The sequence below is a fragment of the Ottowia oryzae genome (genome assembly GCF_003008535.1).
In the GTDB taxonomy this organism is placed as follows: domain Bacteria; phylum Pseudomonadota; class Gammaproteobacteria; order Burkholderiales; family Burkholderiaceae_C; genus Ottowia; species Ottowia oryzae.
Map to the genome: position 1 here is coordinate 464,651 of NZ_CP027666.1, position 18,272 is coordinate 482,922.

An 18,272-nucleotide genomic window follows, 5' to 3' on the forward strand; every position below is an offset into this window, starting at 1 on the left:
ATTGACTTTGCGCCGCCATATGGAATTCATATGATGACGTGGACTCCAACCCGTCTGCAACCCCCCAAGGAACCCCGATGAAAAGCGACGACACGATGAAGTGCCCCGTGACCCACCTGACCACCGACTTCGGTGCCCCGGTGGTCACCAACCGCGACAGCATGACCGCCGGCCCGCGCGGCCCGCTGCTGGCGCAAGACGTGTGGCTGAACGAGAAGCTGGCCAATTTCGTGCGCGAGATCGTTCCGGAGCGCCGCATGCACGCCAAGGGCTCGGGCGCTTTCGGCACCTTCACCGTCACCCACGACATCACCCGATACACGCGCGCCAAGATCTTCAGCGAAGTCGGCAAGAAGACCGAGATGTTCGCCCGCTTCACCACCGTGGCCGGTGAACGCGGCGCCGCCGACGCCGAGCGCGACATCCGCGGCTTTGCCCTGAAGTTCTACACCGAAGAGGGCAACTGGGACATGGTGGGCAACAACACGCCCGTGTTCTTCGTGCGCGACCCGCGCCAGTTCCCCGACCTGAACAAGGCCGTTAAGCGCGACCCGCAGACCAACATGCGTTCGGCCAAGAACAACTGGGATTACTGGACGCTGCTGCCCGAGGCGCTGCACCAGGTCACCGTGGTGATGAGCGACCGCGGCATTCCCGACGGCTACCGCCACATGCACGGCTTCAGCTCTCATACTTATAGCTTCTGGAACAACAACGGCGAGCGCTTCTGGGTCAAACTGCACTTCAAGACGCAGCAGGGCATCAAGAACCTGACCGACGCAGAGGCCGCCGAGCTGGTGGGCAAAGACCGCGAAAGCAGCCAGCGCGACCTGTTCGACGCCATCGCGCGCGGCGACTTTCCCAAGTGGAAGATGTTCATCCAGGTCATGCCCGAGCTGGAGGCCGAAAAGCAGCGCCTGCACCCGTTTGACCTGACCAAGGTTTGGTACAAGGGCGACTACCCGCTGATCGAGGTGGGCGAGTTCGAGCTGAACCGCAACCCCGAAAACTTCTTCCTGGACGTGGAGCAAAGCGCCTTCTCGCCCAGCAACCTGGTGCCGGGCATCGGCGTCAGCCCCGACCGCATGCTGCAGGCGCGCCTGTTCAACTACGCCGACGCGCAGCGCTATCGCCTGGGCGTGAACCACCAGCAGATTCCCGTGAACAAGGCGCGTTGCCCGGTGCACAGCAACCACCGCGACGGGATGGGCCGCGTGGACGGCAACTACGGCGCGCTGCCGCACTACGAGCCCAACAGCTACGGCCAATGGCAAGCCCAGCCCGAGTTTGAAGAGCCGCCGCTGAAGATCAACGGCGACGCCAAGTTCTGGCCCTTCCACCAGGACGACAGCGACTACTTTGAGCAGCCGCGCAAGCTGTTCCAGCTGATGACGCCCGCGCAGCAGGAAGCCCTGTTCGGCAACACCGCCCGCGCGATGGGCGACGCGCCGGAGTTCATCAAGTTCCGCCACATCCGCAACTGCAACGTCGCCGATCCGGCCTACGCAGCCGGCGTGGCCAAGGCGCTGGGGCTGGACTTGCAGAAGGCGCTGGCGTCCAAGAAGGACGACCCGATGTTCGGCAACCCGTTGGTGCCGCTGCCTGCGTGATAGGGGCTGCCCCCTGAGGCGCCAACCGCCCGGTGCTCGTTGCCAGAGGCAACGGCCCCTTGGCCCGTCCCTATCTGCGCAGGCAGATAGGGAGCCGCGGGTACGGCCACCTCGCTCGCTCGGCTGGCCTGATGCGCGGCCACTTGAGCCGGGTGGCGTGGGCGGTGGCTGTGCTCGGGCGAGTGTCGTGCTCGGGGTGATGCTGGACAGCGGTTTAGCTACCTGCTGCTGCCGATAGCCACTTGAAACCTTGTATCAGCGCCCGGCGCCGGGGCGCAAAACAATCAAATTTGATAGCGTCCAGCGCTGATGGCACCAGCGCCAGAGGCTGTTTTTCTTTTAATTTCAGACCAGCGCCGCGATGGCCGCGCCCATCTCGGCGGTGTTGGCTAGGCCGCCCAGGTCGCGCGTGCGCGGGCCGTGGGCCAGCACGTGTTCGATGGCGTGCAGCATGGCGTCGTGCGCGGCCTGCTCGCCCAGGAACTGCAGCATCAGCGCGGCCGACCAGATCATCGCCACGGGGTTGGCGATGCCCTGGCCGTAGATGTCGGGCGCCGAGCCGTGCACCGGCTCAAACAGGCTGGGGAAGGTGCGCTCGGGGTTCAGGTTGGCCGAGGGCGCCAGGCCGATGGTGCCGGTGCAGGCCGGGCCCAGGTCGGAGAGGATGTCGCCAAACAGGTTGCTGGCCACCACCACGTCGAAGCGCTGCGGCTGCAGCACGAAGCGCGCGGCAAGGATGTCGATGTGGTGTTTCTCGACCGCGATCTGCGGGTAGTGCTGCGCCATGGCGTCGGCGCGGCCGTCCCACCAGGGCATGCTGATGGCGATGCCGTTGCTTTTGGTGGCCACGTCGAGCTTCTGGCGCGGGCGGGCGGCGGCCTGCTCGAAGGCGAACTTGAGCACGCGATCGGCGCCGAAGCGGCTCATCACGGTTTCCTGCAGGACGATTTCGCGGTCGGTGCCGGCGTACATCACGCCGCCCAGGTTGGTGTATTCGCCCTCGGTGTTCTCGCGCACCACCAGAAAGTCGATGTCGCCCGGCTTGCGCCCGGCCAGCGGGCAGGGCACGCCTTCAAACAGGCGCACGGGGCGCAGGTTGATGTACTGGTCAAACTCACGCCGGAACTTCAGCAGGCTGCCCCACAGCGAGATGTGGTCGGGCACCGTGGCCGGCCAGCCGACAGCGCCGAACAGGATGGCGTCCACGCCCTGCAGCTGCTGCTTCCAGTCGTCGGGCATCATCTGGCCGTGCTCGGCGTAATAGTCGCAGCTGGCCCAGTCGATGGGCACCAGCTCCAGCGGCAGATCGAACTTTTGCTGCGCCGCGCTCAACACGCGCAGCGCTTCGGGCATCACTTCCTTGCCGATGCCATCGCCCGCAATGACGGCGATGCGGTGGCGGCGGCGGCCATCGGGGTTCTGGGCGGGACTCATTCGGGGCTCCTGGGTGGGTGGCCGTGAGCATAGCCGCTCGGGTAAGGCCCCAGTTGCGCCCCACAGGGTTCACGCTACGATGCAGCTGCATCAAAAAAAGGAGACGCACATGCCTGTGAAAGACCCGCGCTGGAGCTGGAAGCTCAGCGCCCTGGCCGTCGCCGTGGCGGTCACGCTGACCGCCTGCGGTGGTGGCGACGACAACAACGGCGACAACCCCTTGGGCATCACCGCCGTGAAGGTGTTTGGCGATTCCCTCAGCGACAGCGGCACCTTCCGGGGCCTGCCGGGCGTGGGGCGCACTTTCACCGTGCAGGGCTCGCGCAGCGAACCCAATGTGCTGTGGGTGGAGCACGTCACCGCCGCGTACGGCCTGGCGGCGCAATGCCCGGTGTACCGCTTCAACGGCGTCACGTTCGCGCGCAACAGCACGCCGGGCTGCACCAACTACGCCGTGGGCGGCGGGCGTATCAGCAACCCGCTGGCTGCGGGCGGCATTGCCGCGCCGCTGTCCATCCTGCGGCAGCTGGAAGACGGCGCCAACGCCGGCTGGTCCAAGACCGACCTGCTGATCGTCGATGGCGGCGGCAACGACGCGGCCGATTTGATCGGCACCTACCTGGGCGCCTCGCGCGACAAGGGCGTGGCCTACACCGCGCTGCTGTCCACCCTGATCCCGGCGCAAACGCTGGCCAACGTGCTGGCCGGCCCCAATGGAGCCGAAACCGCCGGCGTGCTGTACATGCAGGCGCTGGCCGACACCTTTGCCAACGGCGTTCGCACCCAGGCGCTGGCCAAGGGCGCGCAGCAGGTGGTGGTGGCCAACATGCCCACCATTACCTACACGCCGCGCTTTCAGGCGGTGCTGGATCAGGTGGCCGGCGCTGCGGGCGGTGGTGCGGCAGGCTCGGCGGCGCGCGCGCAGGCCGAATCGCTGTTCCAGGGCTGGATAAATGCCTTCAACCAGCGCCTTTCGACCTCGTTTGGCGGTGAGCCGCGCGTGCGCGTGTTCGACTTCGCCGGTCGCTTCACCGACCAGATGCTGCACCCCGGCGCCTGGGGCGTGACCAACGTGACGCTGCCCGTGTGCGGCGGCAGCGGCATCACCGCCGTGCCTGAGCGCAACTTTGCCGACTGCACGGCCTCGGCCCTGTCCAACACCCCCGCACCTGCGGGCGGCCCCGGCGGCACCAACTGGTGGGAGCGCTACTTCTTCGCCGACGGCTTCCACCCCACGCCCTACGGTCATGCGCTGATGGCCAACGAGCTGATCGACATGCTGGACAAACAGGACTGGCTGTAAAGCCCTGCGCGCCCGCCAAGCCGAAAGGTGCGGTGGGTGGCGCGGCGGGTAGTCCAGCCCACAAAAAAGCCGGCCATCGGGCCGGCTTTTTTGGGGGTGCCACCGGCGGCCTGGTGACAGCCGCCCGCTGCGCTTACCAGCGGTTCTTGAACTTGTCGTAAGCGTTTTCGGTGTAGCTGCGGTCGACAAAGTTGCGCTGAACCTTCGGCGTGAAGTTCAGGCTGTCGGCGTACATGTAGCGGTTGTAGTCGGTGCTGACCACCGAGCTGGGCGTGCAGGTGCTGGCGTCGGGCGTGGTGCAAACCGGGTCGGTCGCGTTGTCAACAGAATAGCGCTCGGGCTTGTTGTTGATCAGGTTGAAGAACAGCGACGAATCGAAGTACAGCACCGTGGCGCCCATGTCGGCAATGTCGATCAGCAGCGCGTCGTTGAAGGCCACCGACAGCTTTTCGATGTCGGCCTGCTGGCCCAGGCGCACCGCCCAGGGCGTCAGCCCGACGTTTTGCACGCCGGTGACCACGACGTGCGTGGCACCCGCAGCCACCACGCGGCGCACCTGCGCGGCCAGCGCCTGGCCGGCGGCCTTCACGGTGGCGGTGGTCTGGTCGGAAATGCCGGTGGCGGTCACGGCGGCCACGATGTCGTGCATGCCGCCGTTGAGCATCATCACGTCGCCCTCTTGCATGGTGGTGCGGGCCAGCAGCTGGTCGATCTGCTGCTTGACGCTGGGGGCGGCGGTGCCGCTGCTGGTGTCGGCGGAATCCACGCGGGCGTAGCCTTGCGCATAGCCCCAGCCGCCGGCCGATGCCGGGTCCACCGTCAGGTTGTAGTTGGCCGCCAGTTGCTGCACCCAGGTAAGGCTGCCGTCGTTCACGGTGTATTTACCGCTGGCCTGGCCGACGTCGGCAAAGCTGTCACCCACGGTGATGAAACGGGCGGGTTTGAGGTCGGAGACGACCGAGCCGTCGCCGCAGGCGGCCATCATCGCGGCGGCGCTCACGCCGACCAGCGCCAGCGCGGCGCGTCGAGTCCAGGAAGCTTTCATAACAGGCATCTCCAATTTCTGGGGCGTAGTTTAGGGCAAGGCCAGTGGCCAGACGGGGGCGAAGTGCTTCGCGCGGTTTCGGCCGGTGGCAGCGCGAGGCCCGCGCGGCCCAGGGTTTCGGGCCTTGAAAGCGGGCGGCACGAGCGGCTTCAGGCGGAGGCCGCCGCGCGCGCAAGGCGGTCGCGCACGCCGTCCCAGGCGCCGTCGTCGGGCACGGCTTCCACCCAGATCAGCTTGACCTGCGCTTCGTCAAAACCGCGCAGCACGGCAAACAGCTGCTGGGCGGCGGCATCGGCGTCGTCGGGCATGCGGCGCAGCACCAGCTGGCGCGACTCGGAATGCAGCGGCGTGCGCGCCCACACGGCGATGTTTTTCGCGTCGGCGCCCAGCAGCTCCAGCGCGGTGCGCAGCTCGCGGGCGTTCATCAGGCGCAGCTTGGCGCGCGGCGCGTAATGGGCTGAAAGCGTACCTGGCGCTTGTGGGTCGGGCGCAGACATCTCTTCTTTCGATAGCATTCGTGTTCCTGCAACCTGCTCGATGCGGGCGCGCGGCAGCTGGCCGGGGCGCAGCAGCACGGGCGCGCCGCGCGTGCAGTCGATGATGGTCGATTCAATGCCCACTGCGCACGCGCCGCCGTCCAGCACCAGCAGGTCAGCGCCGAATTCGGCCGCCACGTGCGCGGCGGTGGTGGGGCTGATGCGGCCAAAGCGGTTGGCGCTGGGCGCGGCCAGGCCGGCGATACCGCGCGCCGCCGCGGCCGACAAAAGCGCGTGCGCCACGGGGTGCGACGGGCAGCGCAAGCCGATGGTGGGGTGCCCGCCGGCCGCCGCGTCGGCCACGCCGGGGCGGCGCGGCAGGATGAGGGTGAGCGGGCCGGGCCAGAAGGCGTCGATCAAGCGCTGCGCAAACGGGGGCACTTCGGCCGCGAAGGCCGCCACGCCCTCGGCGCTGGCCACGTGCACGATCAGCGGGTGGTCGGCCGGGCGGCCCTTGGCGGCGAAGATGGCGCGCACGGCGGCGTCGTTGCCCGCATCGGCGGCCAGGCCGTAGACGGTTTCGGTCGGCAGGCCGACCAGGCGGCCGGCCGCCAGCGCATCCACCGCCGCGGCGATGGCCTCGGGTTGCTGACCGTCCAGCGTCATGCCGCGCGCCGCGAAGCCAGCAGGCCCGCCGCCGCGCCGGTCAGCAGCACGGCGCAGCCGCGGTTGAAGAGGCGCTGCCCTCGCGCCTGCGCCAGCCAGCGGCGCATGTGCAGGCCCATCAGCGCGTACAGGGCGATGGCCACCACTTCCAGCAGTAAAAACAATGTGCCCAGCACCACGAACTGTGGGGTGGCGGGCAGCGCCGGGTTGACGAACTGCGGCAGGAAGGCGGTGAAGATCAGGATGGCCTTGGGGTTGCCCGCCGCCACCCAGAATTCCTGCCGCGCCAGCGCCCACACCGAAACGGCGGGCGCCGTGGCCGCCACATCGCCAGCCGTGCCATCCGCCACGGGCGCGCGCCACAGCTGCACGGCCAGGTAGAGCAGGTAGGCCGCGCCGGCCAGCTTGATGAGGCCAAACAGCCATTCGGACGTGTGCAGCACCACCGCCAGGCCCACCGAGGCCAGCGCGATCATCCCGGCGAAGGCCAGCAGCCGCCCCAGCCCGCCCGCGCAGGCAGCGCGAAAGCCGTAGCGCGTGGCGTTGCTGACCGACAGCAGGTTGTTGGGCCCAGGCGCCATGTTCAGCGCGAAGCAGGCGGGGATGAACAGCAGCAGGGTGGCGCTGGGCATGGGCGTTGCAGGCGGGACTTGAAAAGCAAGGCTCAGAAAGCGGGCATGCCCAGCAGCTCGGCTGCGCGCAGGGCGGTGGCGCGCACGGCGGCGGCGCTGGGGCCAGTCAGCGTCAGGTGGCCCATCTTGCGGCCACGGCGCGCCTCGGTCTTGCCGTACAGGTGCAGGTGCGCGCCGGGCAGGGCCAGCACGTCTGCCCAGGGGGGCGTGTGCGGCTCGCCGCTGGCGGTGTACCAAAGGTCGCCCAGCAGGTTGAGCATGATGGCCGCGCTGTGCTGGCGCGGCGCGGCCAGCGGCAGGCCGGCCAGGGTGCGCACCTGCAGCTCAAACTGCGAGACGTCGCACGCGTCCACGGTGTAGTGGCCGCTGTTGTGCGGGCGCGGCGCCATTTCGTTGACGACCAGGCGGCCGTCTTGCAGCACGAAGTATTCAACGCACAGCACGCCGACGTAGTTCAGCTCGTTTGCTATCGCTTCGGTAGCTGCCTGCGCTTGTTGCGCCAGCGCTGGCGGCAGATTTCCTTCATAAACCTCGGTCACGGCCAGGATGCCGTCGCGGTGCAGGTTGCGCTGCACCGGCAGGCTGACCACCTGCCCGTCGCGCCCGCGCGCCACGATCACCGAGCATTCCAGCGCCAGCGGCAACAGCTGCTCGAGCACGCAGGGCACGCCGCCCATGTCGTGCCATTCGGCGGCCAGGGCTTCGCGCGTGGCCACGCGCGCCTGGCCCTTGCCGTCGTAGCCCATGCGCGCGGTTTTCAGCACGCCAGGCAGCAGCGATTCGGGCACGGCGGCCAAGTCGGCGGCGGTCTGGATCACCGCGTACGGCGCGGGCGCGACGCCGCCCAGCCCCGAGGGCGCCTGTTCGGCACGCGCGGCGCAGCGGGTGAAGTGCGCCTTTTCACGGATGCGGTCTTGCGCGATGGCCACGCATTCGGCCGAGGGCGACACCGGGCGGTTGACGGCCAGCGCCGCCAGCGCTTCGGCGGGCACGTTCTCGAATTCGGTGGTGATGGCGCTGGCGTCGTCGGCCAGCACGCGCAGCGCGCTCAGGTCGCGGTAGTCGGCCTGCACAAAGTGCTGGCTGACGCGGCCGGCGGGGCTGCTGGCGTCCGGGTCCAGCACCACGGTTTCGTAGCCCAGCGCCTGCGCGGCGTGCACGAACATGCGGCCCAACTGGCCGCCGCCCAGCACGCCCAGCACCACCGGGCGGCCATCGATCAGGCTGCCAGGCAGCAGCGGCAGGGAAGTGGCGTGGGTCGTTTCAGGCACGTTGGAATTGGATATGAAACAAGGCGCTGGCGCTGGTGCAGCCTGCGCTGGCAGCTATGGAAATAATAGTTTTGTTGGGGTGACAGACACCCGCTCAGGCCACGGGCGGCAGCGCCATGGCGCGCGCAGCGGCGGTTTGTTCGGCGCGGAAGGCTTCCAGTTTGGCGCGCAGTGCGTCGTCGGTGCTGGCCAGCATGGCCACGGCAAACAGCGCCGCGTTGGCCGCACCCGCCTGGCCGATGGCGAAGGTGGCCACGGGCACGCCCTTGGGCATTTGCACGATGCTGTGCAGCGAATCCACGCCCTGCAGGTGGCGGCTGGCCACCGGCACGCCCAGCACGGGCACCACCGTCTTGGCGGCCAGCATGCCCGGCAGGTGCGCGGCGCCGCCCGCCCCGGCGATGATCGCGCGCAGCCCGCGCTGCACGGCGCTTTCGGCATAGGCGAACATGTCGTCCGGCATGCGGTGGGCCGACACCACGCGCGCCTCATGCGGCACGCCAAACTGCGTGAGGATCTGCACCGCGTGCTGCATCGTGTCCCAGTCGCTGCTGGAACCCATCACCACGCCGACGAGGGGAGAAGTCATCCGTTAGGCCCTACCTAATAAGCTCCAGCGCACAGCGAACGGGGCCGCCCGCCAAACGCTGGTGGACTTGCTATGCTCGCCCCGTGGGCCCCGCCGTAGCGCGGCGAGCGCCCCGGCCGATCCCGCCCCGCCCTGCGGCATGGCGCCCCGTTGCACCGCAAGCGGGCCATTTCTGCCGCTGGAATTCACCGATTTTGCCTTCAGATACGCCCGATGATTGACGTCACCCTAGAAAACTTCGAAACCGAGGTCATGCTGGCCTCCACCCAGGTGCCGGTGCTGGTCGACATCTGGGCCGAATGGTGCGGCCCCTGCAAGCAGCTGGGGCCCGTGCTTGAGCAGCTGGAGGCGGAATACGCCGGCCGCTTCGTCCTGGCCAAGCTGGACGCCGACAAAGTGCAGCAGCTGGCCGGCCAGCTGTCGCAGATGTTCGGCGTGCGCAGCATTCCGTTTTGCGTGCTGTTCAAGGGCGGCCAGCCGGTGGATGGCTTCGTCGGCGCGCTGCCCGCGGCGCAGGTGCGCGAATTCCTCGACAAGCACGTGCCCAGCGAAGGCGCGCTGACGGCCGAGGCCGACGTGGGCGAGGCCGAGGCGCTGCTGCAATCGGGCGACACCGACGCCGCCCTGGCCAAGCTGGCCGACGCCGTCGCTCAAGACCCGGGCAACGACGACGCGCGCGCCGACTACATCCGCCTGCTGATCGGCACCGGCGCCTACGAAGAAGCCGCCGCCGTCTTGGAAGAGCCCCTGAAGCGCGAGCCGCGCCCGCTGCGCTTTGACGCGCTGCGCCGCTGGCTGGATGCGCGCGAATTTGTCGAGCGCGATGAGCGCGGAAACTGGGAGATCAGCGCTTTTGACGCCAAGATCGCTGAAAACAAGCGCGATTTCGACACGCGCTTTGCCAAGGCCCAGGCGCTGATGGCCGAAGGCCAGTGGACAGCCGCGATGGATGAGCTGCTGGAAATCATCATGCGCGACCGCAAGTGGAACGACGACCTGGCGCGCAAAACCTACGTGGCCATCCTGGAGCTGCTGACCCCGCCGCCCGCCCGCGCAGGCGCCGCCGCCGATGGCAAAAGCGCCGGCGGTATCGAGCTGACGGGCAAGGCCGCCAAGCAGGAAGACCCGCAGGCCGAGCTGCTGTCCAGCTACCGGCGCAAGCTGAGCATGGCGCTGAACTGAGGCGGGCTGGGCACGCCGGCTGCGGCCTACGGGGGCGGCACGCTGGCCGAGCCGCCCGTGCGGCAAGCGAGCGACGCTGTCACGCGGCGCACCGCGCGCGCCGCTGGTTGGAGCGCAGCCAGGCAAACACTGTCGGCCAGAAACGCGAAACGCCTTGAACTTCAAGGCGTTTCTGGCATTTGGCGCGGCTGGCGGGGATCGAACCCACGACTTTGCCGCCCGTCACCCTATTGATTGAAGCGCCTTTGTAGCACGGTTTTGTAGCATTCGCGCCATCTCAGAGGATCACTTCCGAGCCTGCTAATCGGCTTCGTGGAATTTCCGATGCTGGGATATTCCGCCCGCTCCCAACGCGCATGCTTTCCTAGGGCGTCATTATAATTTCATGGTTCTGACCGCCTTTAAGTGAAATTCTTTCCATTAGCATTCCACCCTCGGTAGAGTAGCCCACCAGCCAGATCACGCCGGTGACTACGAACCAGTTACCATCTCCCACATTCTTGAATGTGAACTTTCCCTGGGGGTCGCATCGGGTTTTCAATGTGCTCTCAAGATACCCAGGTGGATTGGCTATTTGAATGCGCGCCTGATACACATTAATATAGCCTCGATCCGTGCTTCCATACGCCTTTCCGATGCGTTGATTCGCATATTCCGTCTCCGGCACAAGGTTGACCTCCTCCCCTGCGCAGGTAACAACGCCACCTCCCGCTTGCCTCATCATCGCCGAGCCAGAAATAGAATTTTTTCCAGGCTTTAGCATAGCCTTCGCCTCCTCAAGATTAAAGGGGGCGGATACTTCGATCTTTCTCGGTGCTGCTGCACAGCCAAGCAAGGCAACAGAAAGTGCAGTAATTGTAAGCAGCTTAAGATGTCTAGCCATATAAAAACTCTTCGCCTTAATAGAATCCGAAAAATAGTTATGCAACACGCAAGGCACGCTCACGCAACATAGACTCGCGAGGATTATATGTAAATTTTGAATCACTAGACACAAAAAATTACATAGATGGCGGCTCAAGTTGACATCTAGCAACAGTGCCTTTCCCGGTTGATTCGCAGAATCGTCTTGAACCTCATGGAAGAATGCGGATAACTACGAATTGTGCGTTAACACCCTCTGCACCTGCCTCAGCGTCCAGCTGCCCCCTCTAGGCGCCTTCACCCTCGCCAGATTGAGTTCAGCCACCATCTGCCGTTGCGTCAACCCCCTGGCCTTAAACCCTTTCGCCAGCCCGTCCAGCCTTTGCGCAAACGCCCGGGCAGCGTCTTGCTTTTCTTCGGTGTGCCGCTTCAGGTTGTCCCGTCCCGTCGCCCCCAGCACCACCCCACGGGCTTTGGCCGCCGCCAACGCCGCTTTGGTCCGCTCGCTGATCTGATCGCGCTCCCACTCACTCATCACCGCGTGCATCTGGATCATCACCTTGTTGGCCTGCGGCATGTCCGCCGCCACGAAGTCCACCCCCATCTCTATCAGCCCTGACACGAAGTGAATATTGCGGGCCAATCGGTCCAGCTTCGCAATCAACAAGGTGGCCCCTGTCTTCTTGCAAAGCTCCAACGCTGCCTTCAGCTGCGGGCGCTTCTCCAAAGCATTCGCACCTTTGCCAGTCTCTGTCTCTACGAACTCAGCCAAGGGCGAGCAAGCGCGCTCAGACAAGAAGCGCGCCACCATCTGACGCTGCGCTTCAATCCCTAGACCCGAAGCGCCCTGTCGCTGGGTGCTGACGCGGTAGTAAGCGACGAACGAAGGTGCTGTGAACGACTGGGGCTGAAACATGCGCGCTTTGGGGCTGGTTGATCTTGGCTACACATAAGGACGACCGTCCTGTATGTAGCCAAAGCCTACAAAGGCAGCGCCGTGCCGGGAAGGATGTTCGCCGGTGTGCGTTGTTTTGCCGAGGATTGCCAACTTCTGCTTGACTGCGCCAGTTAGCCAGTACGGCAGCAGTCGCCAACCGCTGAGTATTGAAGGGAAACAGCAGCGACCTTGCACCCCTTATGCCGAATCGCGCAGACCCGTGGCCCTTCACGCCGCGTTTTTCCTACTCGCCAGAAACTGATCGTGTTTGCTGGGCTATCGATTCATGAACGCCCATAGGACGCGCGTAACACCGCTTGGTGCTCGTGCCGCTTCAAACAGCTACCCACCCAGCTCCAAGGTTTTTAAATGGCTACGGCGCGTTTAAACCGAATTCTCAATGCAATCCCACCGCCGAGCAGTTCGTCAGATTGTTCACATTTGATTTTGGCACTGTAATGCATATAATATGCAACAGCTGGTCTACCAAGCCAGCTGCATTCAGGCTTTATCGGTGAATCGTACGTTCGGGCATGAATGAAGAAGGTGAATACCTTCAACGCCTAGAAGAGAGTCCGGCCCAAGGCGAGGGGTTGTGTAGCCGCGAGAGCGTCGCTGCCCCGCCGGATGAGATAAGTGTGGTCGCCCGGACTCTCAGGGTCGCACTTTGTCAATACCAGAGCGACTAACTGAGAGAGGTGGAACCCTATACGGATGTTGTGATTCGGAAGGGCGATTGGGCCGCTAACCTATGCCGTGCGCATGGGTTAGGGGAGTATTGCCCTTCCCCAACCGGATATCTTCAATTTATCTTCTATTATTAATTCTTGCTATCTTAGATTGAAATTATTTCAACCTGTATTAGCCCGAATTGCAGCCAAATAAGGCGAACGATAGATCCCGAGGGCGTGTTGAGGCTGGCTGGCCGATTGCTTCTGTGTATTCCAGAGCGTTGTGCGGCCTATTGTGTGAGTTATTGCATTTTATTCTGAAAACTCGGGCTTCAAAACTCCAATTGGCGAGAACACTTTGCTGCTTACTGTAAGAACTCCGGGTTTGCAATGGGAATAGTGAGGGATTACACACTCCCTGCGGCTGCCACAAAATCAGGCTCCTCAAATGGCTGTGCAAGGGTGTTCCGGCTGCTGGGATCAACAGTCTGCCAACGCAACGTCAAGGCAATGCGCGTGTTTAGGGCCTCAAAGTAGGTTTTACCCATCTCGGCCCAAGCGTAGCAATTCCGCCTGCACCACTTCCAGTGCCTGCCGAACATCTTCTACTCCCAGCTGCACATAGTGCCGGTGCAGTACATCTGCTTTGGGCGGGGTGTGGTTCAAGATGCGCCTGAGCACCGCACTGGTCAGGCCCAGCCGTTCACCCACCGTCGCCAGCAACTTGCGCAAATCGTGCAGCATGAACTTGGGCGAACCCATGCGCCCTGCCATCTGCGACAGATGATCCTCAGACACCCCGGCAAACAGTTCATCGCCCGCTTCCAGGCCCTCACAGCGTCTGGCCAGAATCTCCCGCACAGGGGTGTAATGGGCAAGCTGTGGGCCTTGCCATTCTTAACCTCAGAAATCCTCGGGAAGCCTTATTAATTTAACGTCATCGGCGTCCGGCGTATTTTTCCTTAAACATTCTCGCCATACGTGCGAGTCGACAGAAATAACCCTGCAGGGGTTATACCAAGGCTGCAATTGGAGCTGACGGTCGCCGCCATTTGCCAGCGCCAATACTTTCAAGGCCCCGATTATCACCCTTTTTTCGGGCCAATGCCGCATCAACCTGTGCCAGCCCAAAACTCACTTCAAATGGCACGATGGACGGCAACCCGTGCGATACCCCAGCAATGAGCGCAGCTTTGTCCTTCAGCGGTGCAGCCGTGTAGTGCTTCTTATTGTGTCATCTCCGAGTTCATGGCCCATTATCTTGTATTGCAGAAACTGCTTGTATAGCTCACCCCCACCGCCCAACACAGATGCGTCAACTTTAAGAATCGCGTTGTTGGCATTGTGTCTAAAACAGTGAAATACGACTGTCCCATCGCGCGGCCATCCTAGAGCTGCAAACATTTTTGTGAATTTGTTTGATGCGGTGCCACTATATCCGGATGCGCTTTCATACGTTAATTCCGGGAACAACCTCACGTAACCGCTGTCGCGAAGAGCCTCTCGATATTTAAGCAAGCCGAGGCGAATCAATTCCGGGTGGACGGGAATCTCTCTAGCGGCATTGTCGTTCTTGAGTGATTTTTCACGCCTTGAATTGATGTCAAAAAACCAAATTCCATCCTCGCAAGAAAGGTCTTCAAGATGCAACTGGGCCGCTTCTTCAATCCGCAAACCAGCATACAACGCAAGCAAGGGCAGCCAATACTCAAACGGGTACATTGTGCCATTCTTGTGCGTGACTTCCTTCCCCCCCACTTTTAAAGCGCCCTTTTTCGAAAATCGCGACCAACTGATCGTCGCTGAACGGGTTACGCGTACGCTCACCGCCGGCTTTACTACCTTTCTTTCGCTTTTCGATGATCTTTTTACCGAGAAATGACGCAGCTGGATTCGCACCAATATATCCCGATTCGTGCGCCCAAACAAAGATGTTGCAGAGCCACTGACGCCGCTCATCACGGGCAGCATCAGTTATTTTTTGCCAAGTTTTGCCATTAACGGTCCAACTGCGCGCCTCCAGCGTAGAGATGATCTCTTTCATGGTTGCTTTTCGGCGGCTTCCTTCCGCATTTTCAACCCATGTCACATCACCCGGAAGGTTATTCGGCTTGTTTGGCACCTCAGGCAATACCTCATAAAGGTATTTCGCAAGAATATCACGATCGATCGCTGTGATAAGCATATCGCCCATAAGCTCAGCGAAGAGCAAGAGCGCTCTTTTTCTCAGTGCAATCTCGTTTTTCTCAGACAGCTTGCGGGACAATCCATGGGGGTCCTCGCAGTAAATAGCTACCGCCTCAGAGAATCTCTTCCCCGCCAGTTTCTCAGTTTTTTCGGGCGCCCTCGCTACATGTTTTTTTTCGGTGCCGCTCGATAAGACTGCCTTTCTTGCGTCTTCAGCCCGCTTTGGCGACACGGCTGCAGCGAGTTCCACACGAATGCTCTCTATGTCGCGCTTCGCGACTAGAAGTAGCGACGTGGGCACCTCGGTGAATTCGACATCTGGGAAGTACCACTTTTCAGGCGCCAGTTCAGCTTCTAACCGCTGCCCGTCCTTGACCACGTTTGCAACCGAAGCATTTGCACGCACACCGGCCTGATCAGGCGCTCGCAATACAAACCCAGTTACGGCGTCTTTGCCATCCAAAAGGAGGCCTGCGAAGAGCGCACCGTCCACCAAGCGTAGTGTTTGCCCTGATACGTTGATTCGCTGTGCGGACGCGGGCGCGCTATTGCCCTTGAAATTCGGGGCGATGATGCCAGCATCGATGCCAAGTTCTGGGTCATCCGGCTCAAGGTCGGGCTTCGGCACTTTGTAACCGTTGCCATTGGCATGCGGCACCGTGTAGTGAAGCCCGAGCGCCCCGCGCTGTACGCGTCTTAACAGCTCAGATTCGGGCAAGCCGCTAGCCTGTGCGGCTTCTTTGAGAGACAAGAAACCATCACCGTTCAGAAGCGGGCTGCCAGACACAAGTTTGAGAATGTCGCGCTCGTCCATACGCCGCGAATCTAACCTCAACAGCTGGTGCCGCCATGCAGCGATCAGGCTAGCAGCGACGACTTTAGCGACTTCATGATGATAGGTTCGTGTCGATTGCACGAACTCGCGCCGCCCAGCGGCAGCGCGTAAGTGCTCGGGAATGGCTAGTCGCGCCCACCAGACGCCGCCCCGGCGAAATAGACCGTTCATCGCTTGCCCTTTGTAGCAGGGCGACGTAACAGTCAAAAAAATCCTTGTAACCCATTGGTTTAAAAGGACTTTTCGTTGTACTGGTGCGGCTGGCGGGGATCGAACCCACGACCCTCGGCTTCGGAGGCCGATACTCTATCCACTGAGCTACAGCCGCTAGTGCAAGGCCGCGATTATCCCTGATTGGCGGCGCCCGCAGACGCGCAGGTCAAAGGCGGCATCAGGCCAGCCCCGGCCAGGTAGGTTTCCATAGCCAGAACGGCAGTCTGCTCCAAGGGAAAACTGCGCCCCAGCAGCCAGCTGAAAACCAGGCCGTGGATCAGCGAGTGGTAGCCCTCGGCCAGCGTGCGGGCCGGGGCGGGCAGTGCTTTGTGGCGCAGCGCTGCCGCACGCTCGAGCGCCTGCGTCATCAGATGGAGCTTGTCCCGGTGGGCGGCCACGTAGCGGTCGCGCACCGGGCCCATGTCATCGACGTGCTCCACCTTCAGCGTGGCGATTTCCAGCACGTTCTGGGTGAGCGCATCGTGCTCGATGGTGCGCATGGCGCGGCGCATTTTGTCCAGCAGCTCCACCACCGGGTCGCCCTGGCCTTCGCAATGGCCGATGAGGTCGGCCTCCAGCGGCAGGGTCACGCGATCCATCATCGCGTTGAACAACTCACCTTTGTCCTTGAAGTGCCAGTAGACGGCACCCCGGGTCAAACCCGCCTGCTCGGCGATCTCGGCCAGCGAACTGCGTGCGACGCCGCGGCGCCCGAACACGCACACTGCGGCATCCAGCAGGGCCTCGCGGGTAGCGAGGGCATCTTCCTTGGTGCGGCGCGCCATTGATAACAAGACCCTATTTGATGTGGCAGATACGTCATTCTACCATTTACATACATTCATGAATGTATATAGAATGGCCTCCACCTCTTCAGTGCGTCTGCATCTCGCGATGCTTGCTGACAGTATTTGTCACGCAGCTCCTGCAACATGGCGCGTTCGCTGCTGCTACTGATGACGTTGCCTTGCCGGAGGGGCTTGGCAACCATCCCTCTTTTTCCGAAACGAGAACTTCCATGCCCGAACACCGCACCGTTCGCCGCTTTGCGCCCCACCATCTGCTGCCGCTGGGCGCAGCTGTCCTGATCGCCCTCAGTCTTGCGGCCTGCGGCGAGAAGAAAGAAGCGGGCGGGGCTGGCGCGCCCGGCTCTGCCGCGCCTCCGCCGCCCGAAGTGGGCGTGATCACCGCGCAGCCCGAATCCGTCGGCCTGACCACCGAGCTGCCCGGTCGGCTGGAGGCTTCTCGCGTGGCGCAGGTGCGCGCGCGGGCCACCGGCATCCTGACCAAGCGCGTGTTCACCGAAGGCTCGGACGTTCGCGCTGGCCAGCTGCTCTATCAGATCGACGCGGCGCCTTACCAGGCCAGCGAGCAGAGCGCGCAGGCGCAACTGGCGCAGGCGCAGGCGCAGCTGGCCAACGCCAGCGGCGTGGTCACGCGCTATCGCCCGCTGGTGGCCGCCAACGCGGTCAGCAAGCAGGAATACGACGCTGCCGTGGCCTCGGAGAAAGCCGCGCAGGCGCAGGTGGCTGTGGCGCGCGCTGCCGTGCGCACGGCTGGCATCAACCTGGGCTACGCCACGGTGACGGCCCCGATCTCGGGTCGCATCGGCCGCTCGCTGGTCACCGAAGGTGCGCTGGTCAGCGCCACCGAAGGCACGCAGCTGGCCACGATCCAGCAGATCAATCCGCTGTATGTCAACTTCACGCAATCGGCCACGGATGCGCTGCGCCTGCGCCGCGCGATGGAAGCCGGCACGCTCAAGAGCGCTGGCGCCGGTGCGGCGTCGGTGCGCATCGTGCTGGAAGACGGCACCGAGTACGCCCAGCGCGCGAAGCTGCTGTTTTCTGACCTGACGGTGGATGAGGCCACTGGCCAGGTCACCCTGCGCGCCGAAGTGCCCAACCCGAAGGGTGATTTGCTGCCGGGCCTGTATGTGCGCATCCGCGCCGAGCAAGCCGAAGTGAGCAACGCCATTGCCGTGCCGCAGCAGGCCGTGACGCGCAGCGACACCGGCGACACGCTGACAGTGGTGGGCGAGGGCGGCAAGCTGGAGAAGCGCCAGGTGAAAGTCACTGCCGGGCAAAACAACCGCTGGATCGTCACCGAGGGCCTGAAAGCGGGCGAGCAGGTCATGGTCGACGGCTTCCAAAAGCTGCAAATGATGCCGCCCGGCACACCGGTGAAACCCGTGCCCTGGAAGCAAAACGCTGGTTCCGCGCCTGCGGGCAAGGCGGCGGCCGGGGCTTCCGCACCGGCTTCGGCGGCTGTGCCTGCCTCAGCGCCCGCGTCGGCCGCCTCGTCTGCCCAAGCCCCTGCTCCGAAGCAGTAACTTTGTAACCACGGAAAAGCACCAC

Annotated in this window: 16 protein-coding genes and 1 tRNA gene; 4 read left to right on the plus strand and 13 right to left on the minus strand. The window is 63.7% G+C overall.

Annotated features, from left to right (window positions below; genetic code table 11):
• Nucleotides 1-77 precede the first annotated feature (77 nt).
• Nucleotides 78-1,610, plus strand: a complete 1,533-nt coding sequence (locus C6570_RS02140) for a catalase (protein ID WP_281260849.1) — start codon at nucleotides 78-80, stop codon at nucleotides 1,608-1,610.
• Between the two features lie 345 nt (nucleotides 1,611-1,955).
• On the opposite strand, the gene C6570_RS02145 is transcribed toward C6570_RS02140, so the two are convergent.
• Nucleotides 1,956-3,044, minus strand: a complete 1,089-nt coding sequence (locus tag C6570_RS02145; protein WP_106701636.1) for a tartrate dehydrogenase — start codon at nucleotides 3,042-3,044, stop codon at nucleotides 1,956-1,958.
• Nucleotides 3,045-3,153: 109 nt separating this feature from the next.
• Between C6570_RS02145 and C6570_RS02150 the strand changes: the two genes are divergently transcribed.
• Nucleotides 3,154-4,347, plus strand: a complete 1,194-nt coding sequence (locus tag C6570_RS02150) for an SGNH/GDSL hydrolase family protein (RefSeq protein ID WP_106704469.1) — start codon at nucleotides 3,154-3,156, stop codon at nucleotides 4,345-4,347.
• A 133-nt stretch (nucleotides 4,348-4,480) separates the two neighbouring features.
• Here the strand turns inward: C6570_RS02150 and C6570_RS02155 are convergent, their stop codons facing one another.
• The 5 genes from C6570_RS02155 to purE form a co-directional block, all read right to left on the minus strand.
• A complete protein-coding gene (locus C6570_RS02155) occupies nucleotides 4,481-5,392 on the minus strand; it encodes an SGNH/GDSL hydrolase family protein (protein ID WP_106701638.1) in 912 nt (303 codons plus the stop codon).
• 149 nt (nucleotides 5,393-5,541) lie between these two features.
• Nucleotides 5,542-6,534: an L-threonylcarbamoyladenylate synthase gene (locus C6570_RS02160; RefSeq protein ID WP_106701640.1), complete on the minus strand. Its 993-nt coding sequence runs from the start codon at nucleotides 6,532-6,534 to the stop codon at nucleotides 5,542-5,544.
• Entirely contained in the window at nucleotides 6,531-7,166 is a 636-nt protein-coding gene (locus C6570_RS02165; RefSeq protein ID WP_106701642.1) for a LysE family translocator, read from the minus strand. Before C6570_RS02165 ends, C6570_RS02160 begins: the two co-directional genes overlap by 4 nt.
• A gap of 32 nt (nucleotides 7,167-7,198) precedes the next feature.
• The gene (locus C6570_RS02170) at nucleotides 7,199-8,437 is read right to left on the minus strand and encodes a 5-(carboxyamino)imidazole ribonucleotide synthase (protein WP_425437905.1); all 1,239 of its coding nucleotides are present in this window, start codon (nucleotides 8,435-8,437) and stop codon (nucleotides 7,199-7,201) included.
• Between the two features lie 94 nt (nucleotides 8,438-8,531).
• Nucleotides 8,532-9,026, minus strand: a complete 495-nt coding sequence (gene purE, locus C6570_RS02175) for a 5-(carboxyamino)imidazole ribonucleotide mutase (RefSeq protein WP_106701644.1) — start codon at nucleotides 9,024-9,026, stop codon at nucleotides 8,532-8,534.
• A gap of 213 nt (nucleotides 9,027-9,239) precedes the next feature.
• Between purE and C6570_RS02180 the strand changes: the two genes are divergently transcribed.
• Nucleotides 9,240-10,208, plus strand: coding sequence for a tetratricopeptide repeat protein (locus C6570_RS02180; protein WP_106701645.1), 969 nt, complete (start codon nucleotides 9,240-9,242; stop codon nucleotides 10,206-10,208).
• Nucleotides 10,209-10,572: 364 nt separating this feature from the next.
• Here C6570_RS02180 and C6570_RS17895 read toward each other — a convergent pair whose 3' ends face one another.
• The 7 genes from C6570_RS17895 to C6570_RS18475 form a co-directional block, all read right to left on the minus strand.
• Nucleotides 10,573-11,139: a hypothetical protein gene (locus C6570_RS17895; RefSeq protein WP_123812187.1), complete on the minus strand. Its 567-nt coding sequence runs from the start codon at nucleotides 11,137-11,139 to the stop codon at nucleotides 10,573-10,575.
• A 165-nt stretch (nucleotides 11,140-11,304) separates the two neighbouring features.
• Entirely contained in the window at nucleotides 11,305-11,988 is a 684-nt protein-coding gene (locus C6570_RS02185) for a recombinase family protein (protein WP_106701647.1), read from the minus strand.
• Between the two features lie 1,232 nt (nucleotides 11,989-13,220).
• Nucleotides 13,221-13,541 carry a site-specific integrase gene (locus C6570_RS02190; RefSeq protein ID WP_106701649.1) on the minus strand — a complete coding sequence of 107 codons (321 nt, stop codon included), beginning with the start codon at nucleotides 13,539-13,541 and terminating at the stop codon, nucleotides 13,221-13,223.
• 339 nt (nucleotides 13,542-13,880) lie between these two features.
• Complete coding sequence (locus C6570_RS17900) at nucleotides 13,881-14,402, minus strand: site-specific integrase (protein ID WP_123812188.1); 522 nt, start codon at nucleotides 14,400-14,402, stop codon at nucleotides 13,881-13,883.
• The gene (locus C6570_RS17905; RefSeq protein ID WP_123812189.1) at nucleotides 14,389-15,873 is read right to left on the minus strand and encodes a DUF6538 domain-containing protein; all 1,485 of its coding nucleotides are present in this window, start codon (nucleotides 15,871-15,873) and stop codon (nucleotides 14,389-14,391) included. Before C6570_RS17905 ends, C6570_RS17900 begins: the two co-directional genes overlap by 14 nt.
• A gap of 81 nt (nucleotides 15,874-15,954) precedes the next feature.
• Nucleotides 15,955-16,030 (minus strand) — tRNA-Arg (locus C6570_RS02195).
• 16 nt (nucleotides 16,031-16,046) lie between these two features.
• The gene (locus tag C6570_RS18475) at nucleotides 16,047-16,700 is read right to left on the minus strand and encodes a TetR family transcriptional regulator (RefSeq protein ID WP_106701651.1); all 654 of its coding nucleotides are present in this window, start codon (nucleotides 16,698-16,700) and stop codon (nucleotides 16,047-16,049) included.
• A 233-nt stretch (nucleotides 16,701-16,933) separates the two neighbouring features.
• On the opposite strand from C6570_RS18475, the gene C6570_RS02205 reads away from it, so the two are divergent.
• Nucleotides 16,934-18,247 carry an efflux RND transporter periplasmic adaptor subunit gene (locus C6570_RS02205; protein WP_106701653.1) on the plus strand — a complete coding sequence of 438 codons (1,314 nt, stop codon included), beginning with the start codon at nucleotides 16,934-16,936 and terminating at the stop codon, nucleotides 18,245-18,247.
• The last annotated feature ends 25 nt before the right edge of the window (nucleotides 18,248-18,272 follow it).

Coding starts and splice junctions, on each gene's coding strand:
- C6570_RS02145 (WP_106701636.1), bottom strand. CDS start 3,044: ATGAGTCCCGCCCAGAACCCCGATGGCCGCCGCCGCCACCGCATCGCC.
- C6570_RS02140 (WP_281260849.1), top strand. CDS start 78: ATGAAAAGCGACGACACGATGAAGTGCCCCGTGACCCACCTGACCACC.
- C6570_RS02180 (WP_106701645.1), top strand. CDS start 9,240: ATGATTGACGTCACCCTAGAAAACTTCGAAACCGAGGTCATGCTGGCC.
- C6570_RS18475 (WP_106701651.1), bottom strand. CDS start 16,700: ATGGCGCGCCGCACCAAGGAAGATGCCCTCGCTACCCGCGAGGCCCTG.
- C6570_RS02165 (WP_106701642.1), bottom strand. CDS start 7,166: ATGCCCAGCGCCACCCTGCTGCTGTTCATCCCCGCCTGCTTCGCGCTG.
- C6570_RS02185 (WP_106701647.1), bottom strand. CDS start 11,988: ATGTTTCAGCCCCAGTCGTTCACAGCACCTTCGTTCGTCGCTTACTAC.
- C6570_RS02155 (WP_106701638.1), bottom strand. CDS start 5,392: ATGAAAGCTTCCTGGACTCGACGCGCCGCGCTGGCGCTGGTCGGCGTG.
- C6570_RS17905 (WP_123812189.1), bottom strand. CDS start 15,873: ATGAACGGTCTATTTCGCCGGGGCGGCGTCTGGTGGGCGCGACTAGCC.
- C6570_RS02160 (WP_106701640.1), bottom strand. CDS start 6,534: ATGACGCTGGACGGTCAGCAACCCGAGGCCATCGCCGCGGCGGTGGAT.
- C6570_RS02150 (WP_106704469.1), top strand. CDS start 3,154: ATGCCTGTGAAAGACCCGCGCTGGAGCTGGAAGCTCAGCGCCCTGGCC.
- C6570_RS17900 (WP_123812188.1), bottom strand. CDS start 14,402: ATGTACCCGTTTGAGTATTGGCTGCCCTTGCTTGCGTTGTATGCTGGT.
- C6570_RS02205 (WP_106701653.1), top strand. CDS start 16,934: ATGCCCGAACACCGCACCGTTCGCCGCTTTGCGCCCCACCATCTGCTG.
- purE (WP_106701644.1), bottom strand. CDS start 9,026: ATGACTTCTCCCCTCGTCGGCGTGGTGATGGGTTCCAGCAGCGACTGG.